The organism is Pseudomonas helleri, from assembly GCF_009600315.1.
GTDB classification, from domain to species: Bacteria; Pseudomonadota; Gammaproteobacteria; order Pseudomonadales; family Pseudomonadaceae; genus Aquipseudomonas; species Aquipseudomonas helleri_A.
Window position 1 is genome coordinate 1 of sequence record NZ_WIWC01000018.1, and the last position, 24,417, is coordinate 24,417.

21 protein-coding genes and 3 tRNA genes are annotated in these 24,417 nt (G+C 57.6%); 6 read left to right on the forward strand and 18 right to left on the reverse strand.

Features of this window, described 5'->3' with window-relative positions:
- Positions 1–155 precede the first annotated feature (155 nt).
- The 3 genes from GHN86_RS12605 to GHN86_RS12615 form a co-directional block, all read right to left on the reverse strand.
- Positions 156–240 (reverse strand) — tRNA-Leu (locus GHN86_RS12605).
- 56 nt (positions 241–296) lie between these two features.
- Positions 297–372: transfer RNA gene (locus GHN86_RS12610), tRNA-His, on the reverse strand.
- 41 nt (positions 373–413) lie between these two features.
- Positions 414–490 (reverse strand) — tRNA-Arg (locus GHN86_RS12615).
- Between the two features lie 280 nt (positions 491–770).
- Here GHN86_RS12615 and folD point away from each other — a divergent pair.
- A complete protein-coding gene (gene folD / locus GHN86_RS12620) occupies positions 771–1,625 on the forward strand; it encodes a bifunctional methylenetetrahydrofolate dehydrogenase/methenyltetrahydrofolate cyclohydrolase FolD (RefSeq protein WP_153382991.1) in 855 nt (284 codons plus the stop codon).
- 114 nt (positions 1,626–1,739) lie between these two features.
- Here the strand turns inward: folD and cysS are convergent, their stop codons facing one another.
- Together cysS and GHN86_RS12630 are read right to left on the reverse strand one after the other, a co-directional pair.
- Positions 1,740–3,122 carry a cysteine--tRNA ligase gene (gene cysS, locus GHN86_RS12625; RefSeq protein WP_323369597.1) on the reverse strand — a complete coding sequence of 461 codons (1,383 nt, stop codon included), beginning with the start codon at positions 3,120–3,122 and terminating at the stop codon, positions 1,740–1,742.
- A 22-nt stretch (positions 3,123–3,144) separates the two neighbouring features.
- A complete protein-coding gene (locus GHN86_RS12630; protein WP_153382995.1) occupies positions 3,145–4,842 on the reverse strand; it encodes a glutamine--tRNA ligase/YqeY domain fusion protein in 1,698 nt (565 codons plus the stop codon).
- 270 nt (positions 4,843–5,112) lie between these two features.
- Between GHN86_RS12630 and GHN86_RS12635 the strand changes: the two genes are divergently transcribed.
- Entirely contained in the window at positions 5,113–5,616 is a 504-nt protein-coding gene (locus GHN86_RS12635) for a peptidylprolyl isomerase (RefSeq protein WP_122786101.1), read from the forward strand.
- Positions 5,613–6,359: a UDP-2,3-diacylglucosamine diphosphatase gene (gene lpxH / locus GHN86_RS12640; protein WP_323369598.1), complete on the forward strand. Its 747-nt coding sequence runs from the start codon at positions 5,613–5,615 to the stop codon at positions 6,357–6,359. The genes GHN86_RS12635 and lpxH overlap by 4 nt, the downstream gene beginning before the upstream one ends.
- A 117-nt stretch (positions 6,360–6,476) precedes the next feature.
- On the opposite strand, the gene GHN86_RS12645 is transcribed toward lpxH, so the two are convergent.
- The 5 genes from GHN86_RS12645 to GHN86_RS12665 all read right to left on the reverse strand — a co-directional run bounded on the left by GHN86_RS12645 (position 6,477) and on the right by GHN86_RS12665 (position 12,085).
- Positions 6,477–8,006 carry a DHA2 family efflux MFS transporter permease subunit gene (locus GHN86_RS12645; protein ID WP_153382997.1) on the reverse strand — a complete coding sequence of 510 codons (1,530 nt, stop codon included), beginning with the start codon at positions 8,004–8,006 and terminating at the stop codon, positions 6,477–6,479.
- Between the two features lie 63 nt (positions 8,007–8,069).
- Positions 8,070–9,263 (reverse strand): efflux RND transporter periplasmic adaptor subunit, encoded by a 1,194-nt coding sequence (locus tag GHN86_RS12650; RefSeq protein WP_153382999.1) that lies wholly within the window; start codon positions 9,261–9,263, stop codon positions 8,070–8,072.
- Positions 9,264–9,278: 15 nt separating this feature from the next.
- On the reverse strand, positions 9,279–10,748 hold the full coding sequence (locus tag GHN86_RS12655; protein ID WP_153386680.1) for an efflux transporter outer membrane subunit: 1,470 nt from the start codon (positions 10,746–10,748) through the stop codon (positions 9,279–9,281).
- Positions 10,745–11,218, reverse strand: coding sequence for a MarR family winged helix-turn-helix transcriptional regulator (locus GHN86_RS12660; protein WP_153378623.1), 474 nt, complete (start codon positions 11,216–11,218; stop codon positions 10,745–10,747). The genes GHN86_RS12655 and GHN86_RS12660 overlap by 4 nt, the downstream gene beginning before the upstream one ends.
- A gap of 258 nt (positions 11,219–11,476) precedes the next feature.
- Complete coding sequence (locus GHN86_RS12665) at positions 11,477–12,085, reverse strand: tRNA-(ms[2]io[6]A)-hydroxylase (RefSeq protein ID WP_153378624.1); 609 nt, start codon at positions 12,083–12,085, stop codon at positions 11,477–11,479.
- 227 nt (positions 12,086–12,312) lie between these two features.
- Between GHN86_RS12665 and GHN86_RS12670 the strand changes: the two genes are divergently transcribed.
- Positions 12,313–13,179, forward strand: a complete 867-nt coding sequence (locus GHN86_RS12670; RefSeq protein ID WP_153378625.1) for a universal stress protein — start codon at positions 12,313–12,315, stop codon at positions 13,177–13,179.
- Between the two features lie 76 nt (positions 13,180–13,255).
- Here the strand turns inward: GHN86_RS12670 and GHN86_RS12675 are convergent, their stop codons facing one another.
- A complete protein-coding gene (locus GHN86_RS12675) occupies positions 13,256–13,726 on the reverse strand; it encodes a DUF1289 domain-containing protein (RefSeq protein ID WP_153378626.1) in 471 nt (156 codons plus the stop codon).
- 405 nt (positions 13,727–14,131) lie between these two features.
- Here GHN86_RS12675 and acnB point away from each other — a divergent pair, with 405 nt between their 5' ends.
- Positions 14,132–16,732: a bifunctional aconitate hydratase 2/2-methylisocitrate dehydratase gene (gene acnB / locus GHN86_RS12680; RefSeq protein ID WP_323369283.1), complete on the forward strand. Its 2,601-nt coding sequence runs from the start codon at positions 14,132–14,134 to the stop codon at positions 16,730–16,732.
- A gap of 69 nt (positions 16,733–16,801) precedes the next feature.
- Here the strand turns inward: acnB and GHN86_RS12685 are convergent, their stop codons facing one another.
- Positions 16,802–17,872 (reverse strand): AI-2E family transporter, encoded by a 1,071-nt coding sequence (locus GHN86_RS12685; protein WP_153378628.1) that lies wholly within the window; start codon positions 17,870–17,872, stop codon positions 16,802–16,804.
- Between the two features lie 31 nt (positions 17,873–17,903).
- Complete coding sequence (locus GHN86_RS12690) at positions 17,904–18,143, reverse strand: sulfurtransferase TusA family protein (protein WP_153378631.1); 240 nt, start codon at positions 18,141–18,143, stop codon at positions 17,904–17,906.
- Positions 18,144–18,262: 119 nt separating this feature from the next.
- Between GHN86_RS12690 and GHN86_RS12695 the strand changes: the two genes are divergently transcribed.
- Positions 18,263–19,693: a M48 family metalloprotease gene (locus GHN86_RS12695; protein WP_153378632.1), complete on the forward strand. Its 1,431-nt coding sequence runs from the start codon at positions 18,263–18,265 to the stop codon at positions 19,691–19,693.
- Between the two features lie 87 nt (positions 19,694–19,780).
- Here the strand turns inward: GHN86_RS12695 and nadA are convergent, their stop codons facing one another.
- The 5 genes from nadA to galB form a co-directional block, all read right to left on the reverse strand.
- Positions 19,781–20,839: a quinolinate synthase NadA gene (gene nadA / locus GHN86_RS12700; protein ID WP_153378634.1), complete on the reverse strand. Its 1,059-nt coding sequence runs from the start codon at positions 20,837–20,839 to the stop codon at positions 19,781–19,783.
- Between the two features lie 227 nt (positions 20,840–21,066).
- On the reverse strand, positions 21,067–21,753 hold the full coding sequence (locus tag GHN86_RS12705) for a type 1 glutamine amidotransferase domain-containing protein (RefSeq protein ID WP_153378636.1): 687 nt from the start codon (positions 21,751–21,753) through the stop codon (positions 21,067–21,069).
- 88 nt (positions 21,754–21,841) lie between these two features.
- Positions 21,842–22,936: a 4-oxalomesaconate tautomerase gene (locus tag GHN86_RS12710; protein ID WP_153386682.1), complete on the reverse strand. Its 1,095-nt coding sequence runs from the start codon at positions 22,934–22,936 to the stop codon at positions 21,842–21,844.
- A 2-nt stretch (positions 22,937–22,938) separates the two neighbouring features.
- Positions 22,939–23,655 (reverse strand): 4-carboxy-4-hydroxy-2-oxoadipate aldolase/oxaloacetate decarboxylase, encoded by a 717-nt coding sequence (locus tag GHN86_RS12715; protein ID WP_153378638.1) that lies wholly within the window; start codon positions 23,653–23,655, stop codon positions 22,939–22,941.
- Positions 23,652–24,386: a 4-oxalmesaconate hydratase gene (gene galB, locus GHN86_RS12720; RefSeq protein ID WP_153378640.1), complete on the reverse strand. Its 735-nt coding sequence runs from the start codon at positions 24,384–24,386 to the stop codon at positions 23,652–23,654. The genes GHN86_RS12715 and galB overlap by 4 nt, the downstream gene beginning before the upstream one ends.
- Positions 24,387–24,417: the final 31 nt, after the last annotated feature.

Consider the following 24,417-nt stretch of genomic DNA (forward strand, 5'->3'; position numbering starts at 1 on the left):
GACGAAGGGGATCGAACCCTCGACAACGGGAGTCACAATCCCGTGCTCTACCAACTGAGCTACGCCCACCATATTGCATGAATCTTTAAAGAACAAAGCCGCTATAGCGGCTCTATTCCGCGAATTTATAGCCAGTAACGCTACAAACCCATATTTGGTGCGGACGGAGAGACTCGAACTCTCACACCTTTCGGCGCTGGAACCTAAATCCAGTGTGTCTACCAATTCCACCACATCCGCATTTCAAACACTTGAAGCAAAGACGCCAGATTATTAATCTGGCGGCCTTCTAAATATGGGGTGGACGAAGGGGATCGAACCCTCGACAACGGGAGTCACAATCCCGTGCTCTACCAACTGAGCTACGCCCACCATATTGCCTGTACTGCTTTACTTGTGCCAAAGCTGCCTAATGGCGCACCCGGCAGGACTCGAACCTGCGACCATCCGCTTAGAAGGCGGATGCTCTATCCAGCTGAGCTACGGGCGCCTTAATAATCTGTACTCTGTGACGACTACAAACTAAGTGCTTTCAGTATCACCAAGCTGGACAACAACTTCGCTCCACTTTCATAACCAGTGCTAGGCTGTGCCCGACAAGTGCGACGAATCTTATAGACGACCCCGTAGGTCGTCAACTCTTTTTTAAAAAAAGTTCAGAAATATAAAGGAGTTAGGGGAATAAGCAGACCAAGCGCCTTTGCCCTCACGTCACGGCATGCGAGAATGCTCGTCCTTTTTCCACCCTTTACGATGGTTAATCACGCGTAATGACTGCACAACTAATCGACGGTAAAGCGATCGCCGCCAGCCTGCGCCAGCAGATTGCCAAACGTGTTGCCGAGCGTCACGAGCAAGGCCTGCGAACGCCCGGCCTGGCAGTGATTCTGGTCGGCAGCGATCCTGCTTCCCAGGTTTATGTCTCGCACAAGCGTAAAGACTGCGAAGAGGTAGGCTTTCTCTCTCAAGCCTATGACTTGCCTTCAGACACCACCCAGCAAGCACTGACCGACCTGATCGACCGTCTGAATGACGACGCGAATATCGACGGCATTCTCCTGCAACTGCCTTTGCCCGAGCATTTGGATGCCTCCAAACTACTTGAGCGCATCCGCCCGGACAAAGACGTTGACGGTTTTCACCCCTATAACGTCGGCCGTCTTGCACAACGCATTCCGCTACTGCGCCCCTGCACCCCAAAAGGCATCATGGCGCTGCTGGAAAGCACCGGCCAGGACCTGTACGGAATGGATGCAGTGATTGTCGGCGCCTCCAATATCGTGGGCCGCCCCATGGCCATGGAGCTATTGCTGGCTGGCTGCACCGTGACCGTGACCCACCGTTTCACCAAGGACCTGGCTGGCCACGTTGGCCGCGCTGACCTGGTGGTCGTGGCAGCCGGAAAGCCGGGCCTGGTTAAAGGCGAGTGGATCAAGGAAGGCGCCATCGTCATCGACGTTGGCATCAACCGTCAGGCGGATGGCAAGCTGGTGGGCGACGTGGTGTACGAAACCGCCCTGCCCCGCGCCGGCTGGATTACCCCGGTGCCGGGCGGTGTAGGCCCGATGACTCGCGCCTGCCTGCTGGAAAACACGCTGTACGCGGCCGAAACACTGCACGACTGAGTGTTTGCCCCCGCATAAAAACGGCACCTCAGGGTGCCGTTTTTAGTTCCTCCAACAAAAGACGAACAAACAAAAGCCCGCACGCGGCGGGCTTTTGTTCACGCAACGGGCAACCTAGTCAGCCAAGCGCCAGGTTGTGCCGCCTTTACCATCTTCCAGCACCACGCCCATCGCTGCGAGCTGGTCGCGAATCCGATCGGACTCGGCCCAGTCTTTAGCTGCACGAGCCGCCAAACGGGCTGCGATCAAAGCATCCACTTCAGCCGCATCGACCTTGCCTTCAGCGCCCGCCTGCAAGAAATCATCCGCTTCGAGCTGCAAAATACCCAGCACGTCAGCCAACTGTTTGAGGCGCGCGGCCAAACCAGCCGCCGCCTGCAAGTCAGTTTCGCGCAGGCGGTTGATCTCACGAACCATCTCGAACAGCACGGCACAGGCTTCCGGCGTGCCGAAGTCATCGTTCATCACCTGCGTGAAGCGTTCAACAAACGCCTCACCACCGGCCGGAGCCGCTTTTGGCAGCCCTTTGAGCGCGTGATAGAACCGCTCAAGAGCCGCTTTCGCATCCTTGAGGTTGTCTTCGGAGTAGTTGATCGAGCTGCGGTAATGGCTGGACACCAACAGATAACGCACCACTTCCGGGTGATATTTCTCCAGGACGTCGCGAATGGTGAAGAAGTTGTTCAAGGACTTGGACATCTTCTCGCCATTGATGCGAATCATCCCGCAGTGCATCCAGGCATTGGCGTAGGTTTTACCCGTCGCCGCCTCGCTTTGAGCGATTTCGTTTTCATGATGCGGGAACTCAAGGTCACTGCCACCACCATGAATATCGAACGTCTCGCCCAGGCAGCAGGTGGACATCACCGAGCATTCAATGTGCCAGCCCGGACGACCCGCCCCCCAAGGAGAGGCCCAGCTCGGCTCGCCCGGCTTGACGCCCTTCCACAGCACGAAATCCAGAGGATCTTCCTTGGCCTCATCGACTTCAATGCGTGCACCGATGCGCAGGTCTTCGATCTTTTTACGCGACAGCTTGCCGTAACCCATGAACTTGGCAACGCGGTAATACACATCGCCATTACCCGGCGCGTAGGCATAACCTTTGTCGATCAGGGTCTGGATCATGGCATGCATACCGGCGATATGATCCGTGGCACGCGGTTCCATATCCGGCTTGCGGATATTGAGACGAGCTTCATCCTCATGCATCGCGGCGATCATGCGCTCGGTCAGCGCCTCAAACGCTTCACCGTTTTCACGTGCGCGATTAATGATCTTGTCGTCGATATCCGTGATATTGCGCACGTAAGTCAGGTCATAACCGCTAAAGCGCAACCAACGGGTCACCAGATCAAAGGCAACCATGCTGCGACCATGGCCCAAGTGGCAGTAGTCGTACACGGTCATGCCGCACACGTACATACGCACCTTGTTGCCATCCAGCGGCTTGAAAACTTCTTTGCTCTTGGTGAGCGTGTTGTAGATCGTTAGCACGACGACTTCCTTCAAAACTTGATCACTGGCCCCAGGAGTCACGCAGGGTCACGGTACGGTTGAATACCGGATGACCGGGCTTCGAGTCCTTGATGTCTGCGCAGAAGTAACCTTCGCGCTCGAACTGGAAGCGGTCTTCCGGCTGCGCATTGCCCAGCGAGGGTTCAGCACGACAACCGGTCAGCACCTGCAACGAATCAGGGTTGATGTTTTCCAGGAAGCCCGCGCCGTCTTCAGCCTTTTCAGGGTTCGGCGAGCGGAACAGACGGTCATACAAACGCACTTCGCACTCGACACTGGCCGCAGCAGGCACCCAATGCACCACACCTTTAACCTTGCGACCCTCCGGGTTTTTACCCAGAGTTTCAGGATCGTAGGAGCAACGCAGTTCAACGATGTTGCCATCGGCGTCTTTGATAGCTTCGTCGGCACGGATTACATAGCTGCCACGCAGACGCACTTCACCCGCTGGCTCAAGACGCTTGTAGCCTTTTGGCGGCTCTTCCATGAAGTCATCACGGTCGATATAGATTTCACGGGCGAAAGGCAGTACCCGTACACCCATGTCGGCTTTAGGGTGGCAAGGCAGCTCAAGGTTCTCGACCTGACCTTCCGGGTAGTTGGTGATCACGACTTTCAACGGGCGCAATACACACATGGCACGCGGCGCGCTGTGATCAAGGTCGTCACGGATGCTGAATTCCAGCATGCCGAAGTCAACCACACCGTCGGAACGGTTGGTGCCGACCATGTCGCAGAAATTACGGATCGATTTAGGCGTGTAACCGCGGCGACGGAAACCCGACAACGTCGACATGCGCGGGTCATCCCAGCCATTGACGTGCTTTTCATCGACCAGCTGTTTGAGCTTACGCTTGCTGGTGATGGTGTAGTTGAGGTTCAGGCGGCTGAACTCATACTGACGCGGACGCGACGGCACCGGCAGGCTATCGAGGAACCATTCGTACAGCGGACGATGGCTTTCGAACTCAAGGGTGCAGATCGAGTGCGTAATGCCTTCGATCGCATCCGACTGACCGTGGGTGAAGTCATAGTTCGGGTAGATGCACCATTTATCACCGGTCTGGTGGTGATGAGCATGGCGAATGCGGTACATGATCGGATCGCGCAGATTCATGTTGGGCGAGGCCATGTCGATCTTGGCACGCAGTACACGCTTGCCGTCTTCGAACTCACCGGCTTTCATGCGGGCAAACAGATCCAGGTTCTCTTCGACACTGCGGTCGCGGAACGGGCTGTTTTTGCCAGGCTCAGTCAAGCTGCCACGGTATTCCTTGGCTTGCTCAGGGGTTAGATCGCAGACATAGGCTTTACCTTCTTTAATCAGGTAAATCGCCCACTCATGCAGTTGATCGAAATATTGCGACGCGTAACGCACTTCACCGGCCCACTCGAAGCCCAGCCACTTGACGTCGCTTTCAATGGCGTCGATGTATTCCTGGTCTTCTTTTGCCGGGTTGGTGTCGTCAAAACGCAAATGCGTCACGCCGCCAAACTCTTGAGCCAGCCCAAAGTTCACACAAATGGATTTGGCATGACCGATGTGCAGATAGCCGTTTGGCTCCGGCGGAAAACGGGTCACGATCTGTGTGTATTTACCCGAGTCTAGGTCCGCCTGAACGATTGGACGCAGGAAGTTAGCCGGGACAGCAGGGCCAGCCTTTGAATTCAGAGTGGGGTCGACAATGGGCTTGCTCATAGGATCCTTGAACGTAACAGGTGCGCGGCCTGGGTCGGCCGACTAAATCAAAGCGCCTATCATAGCCGATGCTGTCAAGTCCCTGACAGAGCAGGTGTTGAATCAAAGCAATTGAAATGCCGGCTTTTAACCCCCATATGGCAAAAACACCATCGAAATGCACTGCGAGCACGCTAAACTCCGCCCGCGGCTGTATCTACCCAGCCAGTCCGGGGCCCGATGCGCGCATCCTCCAGACCCTACGAATTCCCTGATAGAGCGATACTCATCATGACCCAAGTAAAATTGACCACCAATCACGGCGACATCGTGATCGAACTCAACGCTGAAAAAGCACCGATCACTGTTGCCAACTTCATCGAATACGTGAAAGCCGGCCACTACGAAAACACGATTTTCCACCGTGTTATCGGCAACTTCATGGTTCAGGGCGGCGGTTTCGAGCCTGGCATGAAAGAGAAAAAAGACAAGCGTCCAAGCATCCAGAACGAGGCTGACAACGGCCTGTCGAACGACAAGTACACCGTTGCCATGGCGCGCACCATGGAGCCGCATTCGGCTTCCGCGCAGTTCTTCATCAACGTGGCTGATAACAGCTTCCTGAACCACAGCGGCAAAAACACCCAAGGCTGGGGTTATGCAGTGTTCGGCAAGGTTGTTGAAGGCCAGGACGTTGTAGACAAGATCAAAGGCGTTCAAACCACCTCCAAAGCCGGCCACCAGGACGTGCCTGTTGAAGATGTGATTGTCGAGAAAGCCGAGATCATTGAGTGATACTGCTGATTTCAGATTTGCATCTGGAAGAGGAGCGCCCGGACATTACCCGGGCGTTTCTGGATTTCCTGACCGGGCGTGCGCGCTCGGCTCAGGCGCTGTACATTCTGGGCGATTTTTTCGAAGCCTGGATTGGCGACGATGCGATGACACCCTTTCAGCGCTCGATCTGTGAAGCGCTGCGATCATTAAGCGACAGCGGCACTCAGGTTTATCTGATGCACGGCAATCGCGACTTTTTGCTCGGCCAGGCGTTTTGCAAAGCGGCTGGCTGCACCCTGATCAAAGACCCCACTGTGGTTGATTTCTATGGCGAGCCGGTATTGCTGATGCACGGCGACAGCCTGTGCACCCGTGATGAAGCTTATATGCGCCTGCGACGCTACCTGCGCAGCCCTGTGACTATGTGGGTGCTGCGCCATCTACCCCTGGGTACGCGCCATAAGCTGGCCCGCAAGCTGCGCAGCGAAAGCCGCGCGCAGACCCGCATGAAAGCCAATGACATTGTGGATGTGACGCCCGAAGAAGTGCCACGAATCATGGCGCACTTTGGTGTGCACACCTTGATCCATGGCCATACCCACCGCCCGGCGATTCACAAGTTGCAAATCGGCGAGCAGGCCGCCAAGCGCATTGTGCTTGGTGACTGGGACAAACAAGGCTGGGTATTGCAAGTGGATGAGAATGGCATGCAACTGGCGCCGTTTGATTTTGCGCCGGCTTTGATGTTGCCGCCGGCCTAGAAGCCCCTCACCCTAGCCCTCTCCCAGAGGGAGAGGGAACTGATTTGTGGTGTTCTTGAGTCTGCATGCGGTCAGTCCCCTCTCCCTTTGGGAGAGGGTTAGGGTGAGGGTGACCCATCAATGCCCGCTCGCCGCTGGCCCCGCCTTCGCGGTAAACGGCGGTTTCGCCAGCCATACCAGCAAAATCAAGCCCATGAACATCCAGCCCATCAGGGTGAAGTAATCCACGGTGGAGAACATATACGCCTGACTGGTCAGAATTTGATCCATCTGCGCATAGGCTGGTGTACTGGCGCCACCCAGACTCTCCAGCGTATGCCGGGTAATCGGGTCATAGGCGCTGATGCTTTCGCTCAAGTAGGCATGGTGCTGATCCGCGCGGCGAATCCAGATCCAGGTGGTCAATGACGCCGCAAAACTGCCGCCCAACGTTCGCAAAAACGTAGCCAGCCCCGCACCGTCGGCAATTTGATGAGGAGGCAAATCCGACATCAAAATACTCAGCGTCGGCATAAAGAACAGCGCTACGCCAATCCCCATAAAGAGTTGCACCATCGCAATATGCTGGAAATCCACCTCATTGGTGAAATCTGCACGCATAAAGCAGCTCAACCCGATCGCCAAAAATGCCAGCCCGGCCAGCAGACGCAAATCGAATTTGTGCGCGTACTTGCCGACAAAAGGTGACATCAGCACGGGCAAGATGCCAATCGGCGCCACTGCAAGCCCCGCCCACGTGGCGGTATAGCCCATCTGAGTCTGCAACCATTGCGGCAAGATCAGGTTGATGCCGAAGAATCCGGCATAGCCCAGTACCAGCACAATGGTGCCAATGCGGAAGTTTCGGTAAGCAAACAGGCGCAAATTGACGATGGGGTGCTTGTCGGTCATTTCCCAGATGACAAAGGCCGCCAGCGCCACCACAGACAATGCCGTGCCCATCAGGATGAATGTGGACTCAAACCAGTCCAGGTCATTGCCCTTGTCGAGCACGATTTGCAGCGCGCCAACACCAATGATCAGGGTGATCAGCCCCACATAATCCATCGGCTGACGGGTAATCACCACAGGGCGCGCCTTCAACTGCTGACGCACCACCATCACAGCGAAGATGCCAATCGGGATATTAATGAAGAAAATCCAAGGCCAGCTGTAACTGTCTGTGATCCAACCACCCAATATCGGCCCGGCAATGGGCGCAACCACCGTGACCATCGCCAGCAATGCCAATGCCATCCCCCGTTTCGCGGGCGGATACACCGCAATCAACAAAGTTTGCGTCATCGGGTAAAGCGGCCCGGCCACCAGCCCTTGCAGCACCCGAAAGCCCACCAACTCAGGCATGGACGTCGAAATACCGCACAGAAACGAGGCCAGCACGAACAGGATCGTGGCCCACAAAAATAACTTCACCTCACCAAAGCGCCGGCTCAACCAGCCCGTCAGCGGCAAGGCAATGGCGTTACTCACCGCAAATGATGTAATAACCCAAGTGCCCTGCTCTGAACTGACCCCTAGATTGCCGGAGATGGTCGGCAAAGCGACGTTGGCAATGGTGGTGTCGAGTACCTGCATAAAGGTTGCCAGCGACAGGCCAATGGTGGCCAGCACCAGGCTCGGCGGCGTGAAAGACGCGTTTGTACTCATCGCTAATCCTTTAAAACCGGGTGTGCAGCCCCGCCTGTTGAGCGAGGCTTATGGATTGGCGAATCAGCGCTGAGCGGTTGCAGCGCTGTTGCTGTCAATCAAACGCGTGATAAGCGCTTCGGCTTCAGCCAATTGCTGCTCGTAGACATTGGTGGTGAACATGGCTTTTTGCGGCGGTTGCTGCGCCAATACCGGCCCACTCTGGTCATGCAGGTTCACCTCGACCGTGGTCGACAGGCCAACGCGCAGTGGATGCTCGGCCAACTGGTCAGCATTGATGTGAATACGCACCGGCACACGCTGGACAATCTTGATCCAGTTACCCGTGGCGTTTTGCGCAGGCAACAAGGCAAACGCGCTGCCGGTGCCCGCGCCAATGCTGTCGACGGTGCCGCTGTATTTAACGCCGCTGCCGTAAATATCCGACTCAATGTCCACTGGCTGACCAATGCGCATCTGATGCAGCTGGGTTTCCTTGAAGTTGGCGTCGATCCACAGCTGATTCAGCGGGATAACGGCCATAAGCGCTGTACCCGGCTGCACACGCTGTCCCAATTGCACTGTCCGTTTGGCCACATAGCCGGTGACGGGGGCAATCAAGGTGGTGCGCGCATGTTCCAGATACGCCTGGCGCACTTTCGCAGCCGCAGCCATCACATCCGGGTGGCTGGCCACTGCGGTGTTATCCACCAGGGCGCTGGTGGTATCGAGTTGTTGCTCGTTATTGCGCAAGGCACTTTGCGCCGAAGCCAGATCATCCCGTGCATGGGACAGTTCTTCCTGGGAAATCGCCCCACCCACTGCCAGACTTTTACGACGGTTGTAGTTGTCCTGCGCTTTTTGCACTTCGATTTTCTGTGCAGCCACCTGCGCCTTGGTGCCGTTTACATTGCTGAACAGACCGCGAACCTGACGCACAGTGCGCGCCAGATTGGCCTCAGCGCTCTGCAAACCCACCAGCGAATCGCTGGGGTCAAAATTGAGCAGCACTTGCCCTTCGTGAACCAGGTCGCCATCGTCCGCGCCAATGCTGACCACGGTGCCCGTCACCAGCGGCGTGATTTCCACCACGTTGCCATTCACATAAGCGTCGTCAGTGCTTTCGCTCCAGCGGCCGTACATTTCGTGCCAACCCCAAACACCCAGGCCAACGAGAATGACCAGCAGCGCCAGACCGCCCAGCCAGAGTTTGCGTTTACGCTGATTGCCAGCGTCTTGAGCGTCTTGCGCTTGATTCGGTGTGTGATCAGTAGCCATAACAAGTACCTAAAATTATTCTGCCAGGGAGGCTTGAGTAGGAACGGCCGCAGCCGTGTTGCCGGGCTCATAGCCGCCGCCCAGGGCTTGCATCAGTTGAATCGAAAGGTCGATCTGCTCGGCATTCAGGTCCGCCAGCTGACGCTGGGCCCCAAGCAATTGCTGCTCAATGCTGAGCACATCCAGGTAGTTGCCGACACCCGATTCATAGCGTTGCAACCCGGTGCTGTAGGACTCTTGCGCAATATCCGCTGCGCGCTGTTGCGTGCTGATTTGCCGACCAAGGGCGCTGAGCTGCTCAATGCTGTCACTGACATCACCCAATGCAGCCACTAGGGTTTTGTTGTACTGCGCGACGGCCAGATCGTAATTGGCATCCTCGGCATCCAGCCCCGCACGCAGGCGCCCGCCGTCGAAGATCGGCAGCGATACGGCTGGCGCAATATTGAAGAAGCGGCTGGCTGAACCAAACAGCGCATCCCCCAACAATGACTGAGTGCCGGCAGCGGCGGTCAGGTTGAGGTTGGGGTAGAAGCGGGTTTTAGCTGCGGCAATATTCTTGCTTGCCGCTTCGACACGCCAGCGCGCGGCGATCAGATCGGGACGACGCCCCAACAACTCGGCAGGCAATGTGCTGGGCACGGCGACCGCACTGGGCAGCAATACTTTGGGCCGTGCGATGTCAGCCCCGCGATCCGGGCCCTTGCCCAGCAAAACAGCCAGTGCGATGCGTGCGCTTTTCAATTGCTTTTCAGCATTGATCAACTGCGCTTGGGAGCTGGCTTCAAGGCTTTCGGTTTGCTGGTATTGATAGTGACTGTCGATGCCGGCTTGCAGCCGACGCTGGCTCAACTCAAGCATCTGCCGGGTGCGCTTCAAGTCATCGCCAGCCAGATCGCGAACGCTGAACGCGTGGGCCAGATTGCTGTAACCGCGCGCCACATCGGCCGCCAGCGTCAGCCGCGCCGCCTGACTGTCTACTTCGGCTGCGCGGGCTTGGCCCAATGCCGCTTCCCAGGCATCACGCTGACCGCCCCACAGGTCGAAGGTGTAATTGAACGTCAGATTGAGGTCACGCTCAGTGCTGTAACGCCCGCCCTGCCCCGCAGGATCTTGCGCGCGCGCCAAACGTGAACGCGTGACATCGGCCCCGGCGTCCAGCGTCGGCATTCGCGCCGCATCCGCTGCACCCGCCGCCGCTGCGGCCTGATGGGCTCGGGCGGCGGCCATTTGCAGGTCCGGGCTGTCACGCAAGGCCTCTTCAATCAAGCCATCGAGCCGGGTATCACCCAAGCGCTGCCACCAGTTCTTTTCAGGCCAGGCGGCGGGCGTGACCTTGACACCGTCAAGCGATTGCGCGGCCTTAAGGTTCTTCGCCTCAAGGCTTTTACCTTCTGTGCCAAGACCGCTGTAGTTGGCACAACCCGCCAACACCATGGACACAAACACCAGGCTCAGGCCTGTACTTAGCGTTTTGTTGCTCATTTTTCACCCACACGCAGAATGGTGATCGGATCACCGGCCGCCAGCAGTATTTTTTTGAGAATCTGTTCCAGACTTTGCAACTCTTGCGGGCTGATCGCCCCTGCCAACTGGTTCATGGCGTCGGCGCCCACTTGTGGCAGCAGGTCTGCCAGCGCTTGGCCATCCTCGGTCAGCACCAGTCGCACTTGACGCCTGTCGGCTTCGGAACGCTGGCGAACCAACAGATTTTTCTGCTCAAGGCGATCCAGCATGCGGGTCATGGCGCCACTGTCCAAAGACAGGTGCCGACACAGCTCGGCCGGCGTATCCACCTCGAACTGAGCCATGATGATCAGGACTTTGAACTGTGCCGCCGTGATGCCGTAAGGCTCCATGTGGCGGTCAATGATGCGGTCTTTGAGCATGGCGGCTCTGCCCAAAAGCAAACCCAGCGTGCAGTTTTGAAAATTATCGGGATGGAAATGCTTCATTTGGCCACCAGAAAGCTGCCAAGGCAGTAATGTTTCAAGATGTTACTGCTTAGGCAGTTAATGTCAAGACGAACATTAGGTGGCTATCTATTGGGGCGCGACTTTTAGGCGTCTGGATCAATCTGTAGCAGCTGCCGAAGGCGTTCGAAGGCATAGCCTTCGTGAAATGGGGGTGTGCGATCCTTCAGGAAGACCGCATTGCCCCGTTTTATGACTGCTTCGCAACCGGACGCAGCCTTCGGCGGCCGCTAAGGGCGCTTAAGCGGCAGTGGGCACGCCACTGTGAAAGCGGAACTCCACATCAGGTGATTCGATCAGATCTTGCTCGGCCGCCCTGACCCGCTCGATCACGTGCGCGATGTCTTTGGCGTCGCCGTATTGATAGGCCAGCTTCAAGTAGCCCTGAAAATGCCGGGCTTCACTCTTGAGCAAACCGAAATAGAACGTACCAAGTTCTTCGTCCAAATGCGGCACCAGCGCCTCGAAGCGCTCACAACTGCGCGCTTCAATAAATGCCCCGACCACCAGCGTATCGACCAGCTTGACCGGCTCGTGATTACGCACCACCTTGCGCAAACCCGAGGCGTAACGCCCTGCCGACAATTGGCGCAGTTCGATTTTGCGTTTCTTCATTAACCGCATGACTTGCTCATGGTGCACCAGCTCTTCACGGGCCAGACGCGACATCATGTTGATCAGGTCCGCATGGGAGTGGTATTTGGCAATCAGGCTTAGCGCGGTGCTGGCCGCCTTGAATTCGCAGTTCTTATGGTCGATCAGCAGGGTTTCCTGATCAGCCAGTGCGGCTTGAATCCAGCCATCCGGCGTGCGGCAACCCAAAAACTCATGAATTTCAGGCAGGTTCATGCGCAGGCTCCAGACCATTGGGGGTTGCACAACAGAGGGGCAATGCTTTGGGGAATGGCTGACATGAGGCTCACTAAGACTGGATGGAGGCGTAACAAAAGCGGCGGATTATACGGGCGCACGCGGTGCAGCACCAACCGCCAGATTTGACCTGCATCAACATGGCGTTCTGCACCGAACAACTATAGTGAGCGCCTGCACCTTCATTCCAGATGGAGTTATCGGTCATGCAAAACACTCGCAACCTGTTAGTGGTGATAGACCCTAAACACAATGACAGCCCGGCTCTTAAACGCGCCAAACAGATCGCCGATCAAACCAAAGCTCATTTGCACTTACTGATAGCCGACAAAAATCACGATCACTTGGCGCTGCTGGACCTGCTTAAAGAAGGACTGGTGGAGAGCGGTTACAGTGTCAGCACAGAATGCGCCTGGCACGGCAGCGAGCACGAAACCATCATTCATGCCCAACAAGCCCACAACTGCGGACTGGTCATCAAGCAACACCTTCCCGAAAACCCGATCAAAGCCCTGCTATTGACGCCAGAAGACTGGAAACTGCTGCGTGCCTGCCCATGCCCGGTGCTGATTGCCAAACACAGCAGACCCTGGGAAGGCGGCGTGGTGCTGGCCGCGGTGGACGTGGGTAATACCGAACCTGAGCATCGGCAATTGCACGAGAGCATTGTCGACAGCGGCTTCAATATCGCCAGCCTGATCAAGGGCGAACTGCATGTGGTGAGCGCTTTCCCACCACCCATGCTGGCCACGGTCGATGCGGTTTACCCCATCGTTACCGACTATGAAGCGAGTTATCGCGCAGCCTGCAAGGAATTTCAGCGCACCAGCGACATCAGTGACAGCCGCCTGCATATAGAGCAAGGCCCACCTGATGTGATTATTCCGCTGCTGGCCCACAAACTGAACGCTGTAGTGACCGTACTGGGAACCGTCGCCCGTACGGGTCTGTCCGGTGCCTTGATTGGCAATACGGCCGAATCGGTCATCGATGCGGTCGAAACCGACGTTCTGGTGATTAAACCGCAAGACAGAATCCAGCAGCTGGAAGCTGACTTGAACGCAAAAATCTGATTGCCCAGCGACAGGCCGATCACGTCGCAGTTGCCGCCAGCAACTGCGACGCCGCCAGCCTGACTGTAAAGGGGCTCTATTCGCCCATCACGTCGCGCAGAAAACCTGGTGCGATATAGCGTTCGTAGTGAGCTTCTGACAGGAGGAAGAATTCCCGATCAATGGCGTCCCGCAGGTCAGGCAAGGGCCAGTCGCGGAACTCAGGCAACAACACCATGCCGTACATCTCCAGCTGGTTGATCACCCGGGCGCCGCGGGCAATCAATTGATAAGCCCAGCAATATTCCGACTGATGCGGCACAAAGCGGATTTTGCGCGTCACTAACTGGGTACGCAGCGCGCCAGGGTCGAAAACTTCCACCTTGCCCGCCATCACCTGCACCAATAATTGCTCAAGCCTCAGCCAGACAGCGCGTTTTTGCTCATCGTTGTAGCCATTCCAATGGATCACTTCATGGTGGAAACGCTTGCAACCACGGCACACGAGATCGCCATAAACCGTTGAGCACAGGCCGATGCAGGGAGTCTTGATGGTTTGATTGGACATGGCGCAATAGAGCACTTGAGAACGAAACAGGCGCCTATGTTAGCCCTTTGTCTAACGCATATCACCCCTCAACCTTCAGGGCCTAACTTACCTTTAACAAGTTTTTACCGTAGAATCAGCCTGCCTTTTAAGGCGCCAATGTCCGTTGGAAGCTGTTTTCAAAGCGTCACGAGCACAGTTGATCCCAAAGAACGGTGTTGGTGTTGGGCCTTTGTCATGCAAATGCCCGCACCAACCTGCATCACCTCCCCGTTCCGAAGGCGTAAAACTTTGAAAACAGCTTCTGTTGGGAATCCTTGAAACTCTGGCTAAGCGGCTCAAAAAGCCCCGCAGCGCATGAGAACTCGGCATTCCTGGATGAGCGTCCCGGACACCCATTTGGGACCAATGATGAGGGTAATAACTGTGCTTGAAGCCTACCGCAAACATATCGAAGAGCGTGCAGCCCTGGGTATCGTTCCCCAGCCGCTTAACGCCGAACAAACCGCAGGCCTGGTCGAGCTGCTGAAAAACCCGCCAGCTGGCGAAGAAGCGTTCCTCGTTGACCTGATCACCAACCGCGTTCCACCAGGTGTTGACGAAGCTGCCTACGTGAAGGCCGGCTTCCTGTCCGCCGTCGCCAAAGGCGAAGTCACTTCCCCCCTGATCGACAAAAAGCGCGCTGTTGAACTGCTGGGCACCATGCAAGGCGGCTACAACATCGTGACTCTGGTCGAGATGCTGGACGACGCAGAGCTGGCTCCGGTTGCCGCTGCGCAACTCAAGCACACCCTGCTGATGTTCGACGCCTTCCACGACGTTGCTGAAAAAGCCAAAAACGGCAACCCGCACGCTAAAGCGGTTGTGCAGTCATGGGCTGACGGCGAATGGTTCAAGAACCGCCCTACTCTGGCTGACAAAATCAGCCTGCGCGTGTTCAAGGTCACCGGCGAAACCAACACCGACGACCTGTCGCCAGCACCTGATGCCTGGTCGCGCCCTGACATCCCGCTGCACGCCCTGGCCATGCTGAAAATGGCCCGCGAAGGTATCGTGCCGGACGTGCAAGGCTCCATCGGTCCGATGAAGCAAATCGAAGAAATGCGCGGCCAAGGCTTCCCTATTGCCTACGTTGGCGACGTGGTCGGTACCGGTTCGTCGCGTAAATCGGCCACCAACTCCGTACTGTGGTTCTTCGGCGACGACGTCCCTTACGTGCCGAACAAGCGTGCCGGCGGTTTCTGCTTCGGCAGCAAAATCGCTCCGATCTTCTACAACACCATGGAAGATGCCGGCGCACTGCCAATCGAGTTCGATGTTTCCAACATCAACATGGGCGACGTGATCGACCTGTACCCGCACGCTGGCAAAGTCTGCAAGCACGGTACTGACGAAGTCATCACCACCTTTGAACTGAAAACGCCGGTTCTGCTGGACGAAGTTCGTGCTGGCGGCCGTATTCCGTTGATCATCGGCCGTGGCCTGACCGAGAAGGCTCGCGCCGAACTGGGTCTGGGTCCATCCGACCTGTTCAAAAAGCCGGAAGCTCCAATCGAAAGCACCAAGGGTTTCACCCTGGCGCAGAAGATGGTGGGCAAGGCTTGCGGCGTGACCGGCGTACGTCCGGGCACTTACTGCGAACCGAAGATGACCACCGTAGGTTCTCAGGACACCACCGGTCCAATGACCCGTGACGAACTGAAAGACCTGGCGTGCCTGGGCTTCTCCGCAGATCTGGTGATGCAGTCGTTCTGCCACACCGCGGCTTATCCAAAGCCGATCGACGTGACCACCCACCACACCCTGCCTGACTTCATCATGACCCGTGGCGGCGTTTCCCTGCGTCCGGGCGACGGCATCATCCACAGCTGGCTGAACCGTATGCTGCTGCCGGACACCGTTGGTACTGGCGGTGACTCCCACACCCGTTTCCCAATGGGTATTTCGTTCCCGGCAGGTTCGGGTCTGGTGGCATTCGCCGCAGCCACTGGCGTAATGCCACTGGACATGCCGGAATCGGTTCTGGTTCGCTTCAAAGGCGAAATGCAGCCGGGCATCACCCTGCGTGACCTGGTTCACGCCATTCCTTACGTCGCGATCCAAAAAGGTCTGCTGACAGTAGAGAAGAAAGGCAAGATCAACGAATTCTCGGGTCGTATCCTGGAAATCGAAGGCCTGAACAACCTGAGCATCGAGCAAGCGTTCGAACTGTCCGACGCCTCGGCAGAACGTTCGGCTGCTGGCTGCACCATCAAGTTGTCCAAAGAGTCGATCACCGAATACCTGAACTCCAACATCACCCTGCTGCGCTGGATGATCGGCGAAGGTTACGGCGATGCACGCACCCTTGAGCGTCGTGCTCAAGCGATGGAAGCCTGGATTGCCAATCCTGAATTGATGGAAGCCGATGCTGACGCCGAATACGCGCACATCATCGAAATCGATCTGGCCGACATCAATGAGCCTGTGCTCTGCGCGCCAAACGATCCGGATGACGCCCGTCTGCTGTCCACCGTTGCCGGTGAGAAGATCGACGAAGTGTTTATCGGTTCGTGCATGACCAACATCGGCCACTTCCGCGCTGCGGGCAAGTTGCTGGACAAGGTCAAAGGTCAGCTGCCAACTCGTCTGTGGCTGTCGCCTCCGACCAAAATGGACGCTCACCAACTGACCGAAGAAGGCTATTACGGCATCTACGGCAAAGCGGGCGCACGCATGGAAATGCCAGGTTGCTCGCTGTGCATGGGTAACCAGGCACGCGTAGAACCGAACTCGACGGTTGTATCGACGTCGACCCGTAACTTCCCGAACCGTCTGGGTGACGGCGCCAACGTTTACCTGGCTTCGGCTGAGTTGGCGTCGGTGGCCTCGATCCTGGGTCGCCTGCCTTCCGTTGAGGAATACATGGCCTACGCGGCAGAGATCAACACCATGGCAGCGGACGTGTACCGCTACCTGAGCTTTGATCAGATCGCCGAATTCCGTGAAGCGGCAGCCAATGCCAATATCCCGGTTATTCAAGCGTAACGTGATGCTGTAACGAAAAAGCCCCGGCTGCGAAGTCCGGGGCTTTTTTCATGTCTTGCGTTCAGCGATTCACAGCAGCGGTGCGACCGCTTGCTGTTCACGCGGCCAAGCGTCGAGCACGGCCTTGAACAGAGTGGCCAGCGGGATGGCAAAGAATACCCCCCAGAAACCCCACAACCCGCCAAACAACAGCACGGCGCAAATAATTGCCACCGGGTGCAGGCTCACCGCCTCGGAGAACAGCAACGGCACCAGCACATTGCCATCCAGGGTCTGAATGATCCCGTACACAGCCATCAGGTAAATAAACTGATCGCTCCACCCCCATTGAAACAGCGCGATCAACAGCACCGGCACCGTGACCACCACTGCGCCCACGTAAGGCACCACCACAGAAACACCCACCAGCAATGCCAGCAAAGCCGCGTAGTTAAGGCCCATCGTCACGAAAGCGATGTAGGTCACACCGCCGCAAATAAAGATTTCGATGACCTTGCCGCGAATGTAGTTGGCAATCTGACGATTCATTTCTTCGGCGACACGGGTAATCAACGCCCGCTCACGAGGCAAGTACCCCCGCGCCCAGCGCCCGATCAATGAGCGGTCCTTGAGAAAGAAAAACACCAGGATCGGCACCAGCACCAAATAGATCATGATGTTGACCAGCAGCGGCAAGCTGGACAGGGAAAAGGTCAGGGCCAACTGGCCGAATTTGCCTATTTCGCTACGCGCCACTTCAATGGCTTGCAACACCTGCTCATCCGAGACCAGATGCGGGTAGCGCTCCGGTAACAGCAGCAACAGCGATTGCCACTTGGCCAGCATGCCGGGCAGCTCGTTGAACAGCGTGATCAACTGGTGCCACAGCAACGGCAATACCACCACCAGAAACACCAGCAGCAACCCCATAAACAGCGCAAACACCAACCCGACAGCGGCCGCAGCGGGCACCCGCAGGCGTTCCAGCGCAACCACCAGCCCTTGCATCAGATAGGCCAGCACCATGCCTGCCAACACCGGCGCCAGCATGCCACCCAAAGTCAGTACGGCGGTGAAGGCCAGCACCAGAAGTACCGCCAGCACCACGGCCTCCTCATCTGAAAAATAGCGCTGTACCCAACCACGCAACACGTTGAACATCAGTTTTCCTCGGGAGAAGGCTGAGCAGGCGTCAAGCCTTGCGCAGCCAGTAACGGTAAGTGCCGGCATCGGCCTGTTCATGCAACAACGCATGTCCGGCCAAACGCGCGAATGTGTGAAAGTCGCGCACAGAGCCTGCGTCCGTGGCGATCACTTTAAGCGTCTGACCACTGAGCATTTTGTTCAGCGCCATCTTGGCTTTGAGCAATGGCAACGGGCAATTCAAGCCTGACGCATCCAGCTCAACATCATGGGCGAAGGTTTCATTCATGATGGATTCCTCTGAAGTGGGCCTTTTGCGGCCGGCTAGAATACCCCAAGCCGAGCCGCTACTGGTCGCCAGCCACGTGTGCAGCTACAGTAAGCGCTTTATCGACCAGAGCTTTGTGCATGACTTTTCTGCGCCCGACCTTGTTGACGCTCGCTTGCCTGCTCGCATCACCGAGTTTCGCCGACGATTTACCGTCTCTGGGCGACGCCAGCTCGTCCATTGTCTCCCCCCAACAAGAGTACCAACTGGGCCGTGCCTGGTTGAGCATGCTGCGCGGGCAGGTGTCGCAGCTCAACGATCCGCAGCTCAAGGATTATGTTGAAACCAGCGTTTATAAACTGGTTGAAACCAGTCAAGTGCAAGACCGCCGTCTGGAATTCATTCTGATCAACAGCCCGCAGCTCAACGCCTTTGCGGCGCCGGGCGGGATCATTGGGGTCAATGGCGGGTTGTTTCTCAATGCGCAAACCGAAGGTGAATATGCCTCGGTACTGGCTCACGAACTGGCTCACTTGTCACAACGCCACTTCGCTCGGGGCGTAGAAGCCCAACAACGCATGCAACTGCCGATGATGGCCGCCCTGCTGGCCGGAATCGTCGCCGCCGCGGCCGGTGCGGGTGACGCTGGCATTGCCGCGATTGCCAGCACTCAGGCCGCTGCTGTGCAGGAACAACGGCGTTTCTCGCGCCAAAATGAACAAGAGGCCGACCGCATCGGCCTGCTCAATCTGGAAAAAGCCGGCTACGACCCACGCTCCATGCCCACCATGTTTGAGCGTTTGATGCGCCAATACCGTTTTGACTCCCGGCCACCTGAATTTCTGCTGACTCACCCGGTGACCGAATCGCGTATTGCCGACACCCGCAACCGTGCCGAGCAAGCCCGGCCTGGGGGCACGGAAGACAGCCTGCGTTACCAGTTGATTCGCGCCCGCGTGCAGCTCAATTACGAAGAAACGCCCGGCATCGCGGCCAAACGCTTTCGCCAGCAGCTGGATGAAAATCCGAAAAATGACGTTGCCCGTTATGGTTTGGCGATCGCCCAAATAAAAGGCAGTCAGTTCAACGATGCGCGCGCCAATTTAAAGGTGCTATTGGACAAGTCGCCCAACGACATCACCTACAACCTGGCGCAAATCGAGCTGGACATGGCCAACAACCGGCTGGATGACGCTCAGCAACGGGTTGATCGCATGCGCACCTTGTATCCTGGCAATTACCCGCTCAACCAGATGCGCGTCGACCTGTTGCTCAAGCAGAACAAACCGAAGGAAGCGGACAAGGCGCTGGAAGCCCTGCTCAAAAGCCGGCCGGATGACCCGGATGTCTGGTATTCAGTGGCTGAAACGCGAGGCTTGTCGGGCAACATTATTGGTCTGCATCAAGCGCGGGCCGAATACTTTGCCTTGGTCGGGGATTACCGGCAGGCCATACAACAGCTGGATTATGCCCAGAAGCTGACGAACAACTTCCAGTTGTCGGCAAGGCTGGATGCGCGCAAGCGCGAGCTGATGGATCAGGAGCGGGCGCTCAAGGAAATGATGAACTGACTGAAAAGCCCCTCACCCTAGCCCTCTCCCGGAGGGAGAGGGAACTGACCGGCCCCCTCTCCCTTTGGGAGAGGGTTGGGGTGAGGGTCAGGCATTCCCCGCCAATTTCAATCGTGCCGCCTGTGTAAAATCCAGCATCCGTTTAAGGGGGCGCACCGCGTTCGGCACCAGCGCCGGATCAACAAAAATCTCGTTCGTGCCTTGCTGCAAACACTCAAGCGTACGCTCCAACGTGTTCATCGCCATCCACGGGCAATGCGCGCAACTGCGGCACGCCGCACCGTTACCCGCAGTCGGCGCTTCAATAAACACCTTGTCCGGGCACAGCTGCTGCATTTTGTAAAAAATGCCGCGATCGGTCGCTACGATAAAAGTTTTATTCGGCAGGTTTTGCGCCGCCGCAATCAACTGACTGGTCGAACCCACCGCATCCGCCAGATCAATCACCGACTCCGGCGACTCCGGGTGTACCAGAATCGCAGCGTCCGGGTACAGCGCCTTCATGTCTTCAAGCTGTTTGGACTTGAATTCTTCGTGAACGATGCACGCACCATCCCACAGCAGCATGTCGGCGCCGGTCTGACGCTGGATGTAGCGCCCCAAATGCTTATCCGGGCCCCAGATAATGGTTTCGCCGTTATCCATCAGGCTTTCGACAATCTCCAGCGCGCAGCTTGATGTCACCACCCAGTCCGCCCGGGCTTTAACCGCCGCCGAGGTGTTGGCATACACCACCACCGTGCGTTCGGGGTGCTGGTCGCAAAACGCCGAAAACTCTTTCACCGGGCAGCCCAGATCCAGCGAGCACGTGGCTTCCAGTGTCGGCATCAGAATGCGTTTTTCAGAGGTCAGGATTTTCGCCGTCTCGCCCATAAACCGCACACCGGCCACCAGAATCGTCTTGGCGGGATGGGCTGCGCCAAAGCGCGCCATTTCCAGCGAGTCGGACACACAACCGCCCGTCTCTTCGGCCAGGGCCTGAATCACCGGATCACAGTAAAAGTGCGCCACCAGCACCGCATCGCGGGCTTTAAGTTCCGCTGCAATCGCGGCGCGCAGTGTGGCCTCTTGTGCCTCAGTCAACGGTTTGGGTTGCTTGGCATCGAGATGGGCTTGAACCAGAAGTCGTTCGGATATTTGCGTCATGTTCGCAAGACCTGCAAGCGCTAGTGCGCGAAAGTCGAGTGTACCACCGGCTCTGGACCTTTAAAGTCCGGCCGGAAGAGTGTGGGTTATCAGGCACGGGTGATCTACTGCGCGCGCAAGGCTACAGAATATGCAGGGGATTCAAAAGTTTAATGTGGCCTGGACGAAGGCTGGAGAGACGCTGATGCCGACAGACGTGGTCGGCATCAGACAAAGGGCAGGCTACTTTATGACAGGGTCGCCAATACGAGGTCGGCTACGGCGCCACCCGACGCAGGATTCTGGCCCGTCACCAAGCGCTGGTCTTCAAGGGCAAACGGGGCCCAGGGTTTATCCGCTTTTTGATAGTGAGCACCGCGTTTAACCAGCTCTGTCTCGGTCAAATAGGGCACCACTTTATCCAGCCCGGCCAACGCTTCCTCTTCATTGGAGAAACCGGTCACCCGTTTGTCCTTGATCAGCAATTGGCCGTCGGACAGCTTGATATTGAGCAGGCCCACAGCGCCATGGCAGACCGACGAAACCACCCCGCCGTTTTCATAAATATGCCGACTCAGCGCCTGCAATTGTTCGTTGTCCGGGAAATCCCAGATCACGCCATGACCGCCTGCGTAATAGATCGCCACGTAATCGTCCGGCTTGACCTGGTCTGGCCTGAGCGTCGCGCCCAAACGATTCATGAAGGCCTTGTTGTGATACCACTCCCAATCAATTTCGGACGTCATGTCTTCGGACAGGCTGTGCGGGTCGATAGGCGTGTAGCCGCCTTGCGGACTGACGTAGTCCACCTCATACCCGGCCGCCTCCACCTTCTGCACAAAATGCACCGCTTCGCCCAGCCACAAGCCCGTGGGCCGCTTGAGGTCGGGATATTTTTCAACACTGGTCAGTACCACGAGTATCTTCTTGCTCATCGCTAGCCTCCTGAGTTCCGGGTCTGATCCCGCCGAAGAGCCCACCGGCAGGTGTGGCTCTGGAGCATAGACCATCAGTGGACCCTGCTCAGGTAATGGCGTTCCCCCTGCCCGGCCACACAGACGCCGAGATACACACAAAGCCGTCGAACAATGCGCGGGCCGTGCGGATCAAGCCGCAGCCCACAAGCTGCCCATCGTGCAAGCGCAACTCCACGGAGAACTCGCCCGTCGGGTGTTCGATCGAAAGACGCCTGACGTCACCCTCGCTCGCATCCGCCAGCTCCGCCGCCACGCTCCCCTCAATCAAACATGCCGAAGCAACGCTCACCGCACCAAACACGCCAATACTGGTATGGCAACGGTGAGGGATAAACGAACGTGTACTCAACGCTCCACCCGCCTGAGCCGCCGCCACCAGACACATTTTCGGCACGTTGCGCTGGCTGACATCCCCCAGATTCATCCGTGGCCCGGCCTGCAAGCGTATGGCTTCAAGGCGCGCCTTCAACACGCTGTCCGCCTCAAGCTGCTGTGGGCTTTCATAGCCGCTGCAACCAACATCTTGCGCGCGTAGCAGCACCACCGGCATGCCATTGTCGATACAGGTGACTTCGACCCCGTCAAACACATCGCGTGCATGGCCCGTGGGCAACAGTGCCCCGCAACTGGAGCCAGCAATGTCTTCAAACTCGACGATCAAGGGCGCCGCCGTCCCCGGAACGCCGTCGATGCGCGCATCACCCGTGTACACCACCTCACCCGCCGCCGTCGGAACGTGGGCGACCGCGATCTGTCCGGTGTTTTGCATAAAAATACGCACCACCGTCCGCTCGCCCGTCACCGGCACGAGCCCGCGCTCAATGGCAAACGGCCCAACCCCGGCGAGAATGTTGCCGCAGTTCTGCCCGTAATCGACCCGGGGTTCATCCACCAACACTTGCCCAAACAGGTAATCGACATCCGCGTCCGGGCGCAGCGATGGCTGGACGAGCGCCACCTTGCTGGTCAGTGAATCCGCGCCGCCGATGCCGTCAATCTGGCGCCGGTCCGGCGAGCCCATCACCGCCAACAGCACGCGATCTCTAAGGTCGGCCTGCGCGGGCAGGTCTGCGGCCAGAAAGTACGCGCCCTTGGAGGTGCCGCCCCGCATCAACACACAGGGAATACGGGTTTGCGCCATGCTCAGTCCCCAAGCTCGTCGAGGCTGTCGATATAGCGCAAGCCCTTCTCGGCCAACCGCTCGCGCATGTTGTAAATATCCAGCCCCAACTCGCCCTTGGCCAGACGCAAGGCCTTCTGGTCTTCCAGATCGGCACGTTGGCGACTGGCTGCAACCACCTGCGCCACCTCGGCGCGACGCACAATCACCACCCCGTCGTCATCCGCCACCACCGCATCGCCGGCATTGACCAACTGGCCCGCGCACACAATTGGCAAGTTGACCGAGCCTAACGTTTCCTTGATCGTGCCTTGGGCACTGATGGCCCGCGACCACACCGGGAAACCCATGCCGCGCAAGGTGTGTGTGTCGCGCACCCCGCCGTCGATGATCAGGGCACGCACGCCACGGGCCTTGAGTGAAGTCGCGAGCAAGTCACCGAAATAACCGTCAGTGCAGGGCGAGGTCGGCGCCACCACCAGAATATCGCCGGGCTGGCATTGCTCCACGGCCACATGAAACATCCAGTTGTCACCCGGCGCGACCAGTACCGTCACCGCCGTACCGCTGATCACCGTGCCCCGCTGAATCGGCGTGATGGCCGAGGCCAGCAAGCCTTTGCGGCCTTGCGCTTCATGGATCGTGGCGACACCGTAACGGCCAAGTTCGTCCACCAGCGCCGCCTCGGCGCGTTGGATATGACGCAACACAATGCCGGTTTTGCCGATCAAATCACTCATGCCAGATTCTCCGTTACTCGCGGGAACAGGCTTTGATAGCCCTCGCCGTAAACAATGTTGCGGCTGGACGCGATGCCCACGTTACGTTTGGCCTGCACACCGCGCTGCAACGCGACACGGGTGTAGTACTCCCACAGATGCTCCTGACCGGCCATGCACTGAATCGCCGCGTACTTTTTGTCCCACACCTCGGTGATGTCCAGCAGCACATCCGGGCGCCATTCGCACTGCTCGGGCTGATGCGGCTCAAAGCTGTACACGGGCGGGGCGCCAATGATGGTTTCGCCCGGACGATAACCTTCCGCCTGCGCAATGATCCGCGCCTCCTGGGCGAGGTTCATGGCCAGCGGATGATCATAGTTGTACGGGTCTTTGATCGAATGGCTGAGGACAAATTCCGGTTGTACCCGGCGATACACATCGGCCAGACGGAACAGCGTGTCCTTGTCGGCGCGCATCGGGTAATCGCCGATGTCAAAAAACTCCACCGAGGCACCCAGAATATCGGCGGCGCGCTGCGCTTCTTCGCGGCGCGCATCCTTGACCAACTGCTCGGTCATTTCGCCTTTGCGCCACAGCTTGGCCGACTCGCCTCGCTCACCGAACGACAGGCAGACGATATGCACCGCGTAACCCTGTTGCGCATGCAGGGCGATGGCACCGCCCGCACGCCAGACAAAATCGGCGGAATGAGCGCTGACCACCAGCGCGGTTTTCGGGTTTGAGTTCATTGACAGGCTCCTTCAACAGTGGTCGAAGGAT